Genomic DNA, 4,510 nt, shown 5'->3' on the forward strand with positions numbered 1-4,510 from the left:
CTCCCTCGCCGGCCGGGCGCGCGGTGGCGTCGTTCTTCTTGACCCAGCGCCAGAAAGCAGCCTCGCTGCATTCGCTCCAATGCGACGATCCGATCCGCCGCCATTGGACGGTGACGAAATCGTCGGGGCGATAGACGCCCAGATGGGTGACCCTCCGGCCGGCCGTCCAATGATGGCCCTCGGCAGGAACCCACTCCTGGCCGACCTCAAGCTTCATCGCCACGGCTACCCCTCCCGCCCGGCCTGCGTGTCGGCGGCTGGGGGCGCGGGCAGCGGCATCCAGTGCGTCGGGTGAGTTTCAAAATCACCTTCGCCGTACCAGCATCCGTCTCCGATGAACGGTTCCCACCAGCAAATGCAGAGGCATGCCGATGGGTCGATGGCTGATATGTCTGGGCAGTAGGCGAGAAAGTAAACGGACCGTGGCGTACCATTAACTACGATGCCTTTCGGCGCCGTGCTGATATCCCGCCACGCCACCCCCTGCGCGTCGGCGGGCGAGTGCTTGGCGAGGGCGTCGCGTGCAATGTCGTGCGCCATCTGCGCTAGTCGTTCAACTGGTGTACCATCGGGGTCCGGCACATGAACGTCATGCAGGAGGTTGACGATATCTGCCAACGCCGCCCGCACGTCCGGCGCCGGAGCCGCAGCGGGGGCGGCGAGAATGGCGTCGGCAAGCATGACAACCCCTTCCTCAAAACCAACGCCCGGCGGGAAGCGACGATGTATCCATTCGATCAGCGCCTCGCGCCCCGCCGGCATGGGCTGCGGCCGCGGGTCAGTGGGTATTGTCATCCGGGTACGCCTCCGTCACACTCACCGCGCGCACTTCGATGAACGCGTCGCAGTCTGGACATTGCTGAAACTGCTCGTCGGCACGGGGAATGATTGCCCCGCCGTCATCCTCCTCGGTATCCACGCCCATCGAGCACCCGCCGCAGACCGGACACTGCACGTACCACTCCGACGCGGTGAGAGATGCTCGGTGCCAGATCGTTTCATCCGACATCACCCGCCCTCCCCGGCCAGCACGGCGCGCACGCGGCGGCCGAGCGTGGTTGGCTTGATGCAGGCGCCGCCGAACCGCTGCTCGTGCCACGTGACCAGCGCCGTCAGCGCGTCGGCGTCGGGGGTGGTCATGCCACGTCCTCCATCTCGGCATCGGCCATGTCCACTGGCGGCGTCATGAGCCGCTGGTACAGGGCGCTGAACCGATCCTCCAGCGCCGACCCCGCGTCGGCCTTCGCGGTGCCGGGCTCGGCCTGGCGCAGCGTGTCGCGCAGCTTGCGCACGGCCGGATCGTCGATCACGGCCAGCAGGTCCGGCGCATCCACCACGGCGTCGAGGCGCTGCTCCACGTCCGCGATCAGGTCGCGCATCGTCCGGCGCTGCTGCTGCCCCTGCACATGCTCCACCATGCCGCCGGGGATCGGCTCGCGGCGCGGCTCGGACGCACGCTGCGGCTCGGCGTCGATGGTGGCGCCGCGCGCGGGTGGCAGAGGCTCAGCTGGGATGTCCTGCGCCTCTTCGGTCGTGATGACCCCGCGCAGGGCATCCGGGAACACGTCGCGGATGGCAAAGCCGCGCGCGCGGAGCTGCATCATCCGGTCGGGGTACTGGCTCCACGGCCCCTGCTTTCCCCACAGCCCGGCATTCTTTGCATCGGCCACGCTGAACGTCCGGCGCTGCGGTTGCTCGCCCCGGCGGATCACCTCGCACCAGCCGTGCCGGGCCTCGCCCTCGCCCTCGACGCCCTCGCGCACGCCGGAGCACGCCGGGTGGCCGCGTACCAGGGCCAGGGCCGCGTCGCCCCACAGGCTGGGCCGGCCGTTCACGATGGCGATGTTGCTGAGGGCCTGGAGCGGGCTCAGCCCGACCTCTGCGCCCCATTGTATCGCGACCATAACGTTGGCCGGGCGCCCCTTGTAGTCCTTGGGCACCATGTCGCTGTTCGCCAGCATCTCCGAGAAGCGGATCGCCTCCTGGAACGTGGTCGGCGCGAGGCTGACGGTGCGTTGCGTGGTCATGGCGTTCACGTTCTCACCTCTGGATCGGGTGGTAGCGGAGGTACGGCCGGCCGTTGCGGAGCGCTGCGCCGGGCACGGCCTCGCCGGCGCGCAGGCGCCGCTCGATGGCCTTCTTGTCCGGCACCGGCTCGGGCCGGCGCATCAGGTCGGCCGGGATCAGCGCCGGGTCCGTGATGTGGACGCCGGCCGGGCCGTCGGCCTTCACCACGCGGTGGTGCGCCGTCTCGACCCCGACGCCGTTGCTCTCGTCCAGCGCATGCAGCAGGGCCTCGCGTAGCCGGGTGGCATGGGCCGAGGCCGCGTCCTCCAGGGCCTCCATCGCCAGCACCATCTCGGCCACGGTGCGCATGCCGGCCAGCAGAGCGGTTTCGTCGCCGAGGCCGAGCGCGGCGCCGCGCAGGGCGCGGGTGGCGTCGGTCGTGGCGTCATAGGCTGCCTCGCCGGCGGCGCGGAGCCCGGCCAGCAGGGCCTCGTCCCAGCGGTCGGTCATGCCCACCCCCGCGCATCCGCCAGCGCGTCGCCCAGGCTGCCGGCGATCCCGGCCAGCCGGCGCCGCAGGGCCGCCACGCGCCACCAGCGCCAGGCGCCGGGGCGGTGCAGCTCCTCCTGCATCCGCTCGTGCAGGCGCTCGACCTCGGCCGTCAGGGCGGCGACGGTCGGGAGGGGGCGGACGGTGGCGTTCATCGGGCGATCCCCACGGCCGCCGGCAGCGCCGGCTTGAACATGTCGCGCTGCCCGAGCGGCCGGTCGCGCATGAAGAACGTGCTCTCCAGCCCGGCGGCGATGCCCTCGAACTGGCGGGCCATGATGGCGAAGTACCGCTCCGTCTCCGCGCTGGGCGGCCACTCGTGCGGGAACCGGTCCAGCAGGTCCGCGACGCGGTTGGCCTGGGCGGCCCACCGCTGGCCGGCGGCCATGGTCTTGCGGCGCTGCGCCTCCTGCGGGCTCAGCGGCGGCTCGTAGGGGCCGCCGACGTCCGCGAGGTTCATGCCGTCGGGCAGGTTGCTCACGCTGACCTCCAGCGGCGCCGGGCCGCAATCCACGTGTCGATGTGGTTGAGGATCACGAGCCACAGCGGCGGCTCTGCGAGGCGGGGCCGCGTCATGGCGACCTCGGCGCGTCGGCTGGCGGGTGCTGGTCGCGAAGGGCGCGGATTTGCTCAGCGCATTCGAGCGCACCCTGCGCGCCATTACTCCGCTCGCCAGACACGAGAAGCCAGGGGCGGCCGTAGCGGATGCGATCCGCGTATTCCTCGCACGCTCGCGCAGCTTCCTCCAGCGCCGCCGCTCGCACGTCCGGCGCCGGAGCCGCAGCGAGATACGCCGCGATCCCATTCGCCAGTGCCGCTTGCCCAAGCTTCGTCAAGCCGCCTTCATCTGGCGCTGTCGCTTCCCAAGCTTTGACCGCAGCGGCCATCGCATCAGGCGCCGGAGCCGCAGCGGGGGCGGCGAGGTACGGATCGAGCACGTCAACCAGCAGCACCCACGGATCAGCGGGGCAGCCTTGTGTGATGGCTCGATAGTGCTGCCAAAGCCAAAAAGCGCGTTCCTCGCGCCCCGCCGGCATGGACTGCTCATCAGCCATCGTCGTCCTCCCACACATCGAACCGGCTGTAGTGGATGCCGTTCTCCTCGCGGATCCCGCGCTGCACGAGGATCCAGAGGGCGCCGAACACCGCGACCGCGATGCCGGCTGCGGCGAGCGTCACCACGACGCGGCCCACCGCACGGCCCGCGCCAGCAGGTACAGCGCGCCCCAGCTCCCGGCGACGCCGGCCGCCAGCACGGCGAACGCGGTGTCCGCCGTCAGCCGGCCCGGCTCGGGCGGCAGATCGGGCTCGGGCGCGGCGCCGATCAGGTGCGTGTCGATGAAAGCGCGGAGGGTCATGGCGCGGGCTCTCCGTTCGTCGCGCGCGCAATGGCACGCTCGATGCTGGACGAGACACGGCGTTCCCGGAGGCGCTTTTCGCGGCGCACGAGGGTCTTGACCGCCTGCCAGATCAGGCGGCGCTCGGCAGCGCTGGGCTTCCACTCCTCGCCGTCGATTTCGACGTGCAGGCCGTAGGCGTCGTTTCCGATCCACACAGCAACGCCAGAGACGCCATGACGGATGCGGTATTTGCCGTAGGCTGCCCACCCCGCAGGATCGTTCTCGATCAGGTCCGCGACGGTAGAGCGCGTGCGGCAGATCGCCAGCACGGCGCGGCAGAGTGTCGCCAGCATCACACGTCCTCCAGATCCACGGGCCGCGCGGCGCCGAGCATGTCCAGCACGCACGCGGTGATGTGCACGGCGCAGGCGGCGGCGAGCGCCGCGACGGCGGTGAGGGTGATGAGCATGGGTCAGGCTCCGATCCTGGCGAGGAGGGCTTCAGCGGCGCCACGAGCCGCATCACGCCGCGCGAACCACGCACGGATCGACGCCTCGCCGCGTGGGCCGCCATCGTTCTCGACCGCCTTGTGCTTGGGCGCTGATGCGTCGAGC

Annotated in this window: 12 protein-coding genes; all 12 read right to left on the reverse strand. The window is 70.9% G+C overall.

Going from position 1 to position 4,510, the window contains the following annotated elements; all coding sequences use genetic code 11:
• A partial coding sequence (locus M0638_RS27555) for a hypothetical protein (RefSeq protein ID WP_248670161.1) occupies positions 1–223 on the reverse strand: 223 nt, incomplete at its 3' end.
• A 2-nt stretch (positions 224–225) separates the two neighbouring features.
• Positions 226–681, reverse strand: coding sequence for a DUF551 domain-containing protein (locus tag M0638_RS27560; protein WP_248670162.1), 456 nt, complete (start codon positions 679–681; stop codon positions 226–228).
• Between the two features lie 97 nt (positions 682–778).
• Entirely contained in the window at positions 779–1,009 is a 231-nt protein-coding gene (locus M0638_RS27565) for a hypothetical protein (RefSeq protein ID WP_248670163.1), read from the reverse strand.
• Positions 1,009–1,140 carry a hypothetical protein gene (locus tag M0638_RS29025; protein WP_282572342.1) on the reverse strand — a complete coding sequence of 44 codons (132 nt, stop codon included), beginning with the start codon at positions 1,138–1,140 and terminating at the stop codon, positions 1,009–1,011. Before M0638_RS29025 ends, M0638_RS27565 begins: the two co-directional genes overlap by 1 nt.
• The gene (locus tag M0638_RS27570) at positions 1,137–2,027 is read right to left on the reverse strand and encodes a recombinase RecT (protein WP_248670164.1); all 891 of its coding nucleotides are present in this window, start codon (positions 2,025–2,027) and stop codon (positions 1,137–1,139) included. The genes M0638_RS29025 and M0638_RS27570 overlap by 4 nt, the downstream gene beginning before the upstream one ends.
• A gap of 13 nt (positions 2,028–2,040) precedes the next feature.
• On the reverse strand, positions 2,041–2,517 hold the full coding sequence (locus tag M0638_RS27575) for a siphovirus Gp157 family protein (RefSeq protein ID WP_248670165.1): 477 nt from the start codon (positions 2,515–2,517) through the stop codon (positions 2,041–2,043).
• Positions 2,514–2,711 carry a hypothetical protein gene (locus M0638_RS27580; protein WP_248670166.1) on the reverse strand — a complete coding sequence of 66 codons (198 nt, stop codon included), beginning with the start codon at positions 2,709–2,711 and terminating at the stop codon, positions 2,514–2,516. Before M0638_RS27580 ends, M0638_RS27575 begins: the two co-directional genes overlap by 4 nt.
• On the reverse strand, positions 2,708–3,037 hold the full coding sequence (locus M0638_RS27585) for a hypothetical protein (RefSeq protein WP_248670167.1): 330 nt from the start codon (positions 3,035–3,037) through the stop codon (positions 2,708–2,710). The genes M0638_RS27580 and M0638_RS27585 overlap by 4 nt, the downstream gene beginning before the upstream one ends.
• Before the next feature lie 91 nt (positions 3,038–3,128).
• On the reverse strand, positions 3,129–3,611 hold the full coding sequence (locus M0638_RS27590; RefSeq protein WP_248670168.1) for a hypothetical protein: 483 nt from the start codon (positions 3,609–3,611) through the stop codon (positions 3,129–3,131).
• The gene (locus M0638_RS29030; RefSeq protein ID WP_282572343.1) at positions 3,604–3,735 is read right to left on the reverse strand and encodes a hypothetical protein; all 132 of its coding nucleotides are present in this window, start codon (positions 3,733–3,735) and stop codon (positions 3,604–3,606) included. Before M0638_RS29030 ends, M0638_RS27590 begins: the two co-directional genes overlap by 8 nt.
• Positions 3,732–3,914 (reverse strand): hypothetical protein, encoded by a 183-nt coding sequence (locus M0638_RS27595; protein WP_248670169.1) that lies wholly within the window; start codon positions 3,912–3,914, stop codon positions 3,732–3,734. Before M0638_RS27595 ends, M0638_RS29030 begins: the two co-directional genes overlap by 4 nt.
• Complete coding sequence (locus M0638_RS27600; protein ID WP_248670170.1) at positions 3,911–4,249, reverse strand: hypothetical protein; 339 nt, start codon at positions 4,247–4,249, stop codon at positions 3,911–3,913. The genes M0638_RS27595 and M0638_RS27600 overlap by 4 nt, the downstream gene beginning before the upstream one ends.
• Positions 4,250–4,510 lie beyond the last annotated feature (261 nt).

This window comes from Roseomonas acroporae (assembly GCF_023223525.1).
Classification (GTDB): domain Bacteria; phylum Pseudomonadota; class Alphaproteobacteria; order Acetobacterales; family Acetobacteraceae; genus Roseomonas_E; species Roseomonas_E acroporae.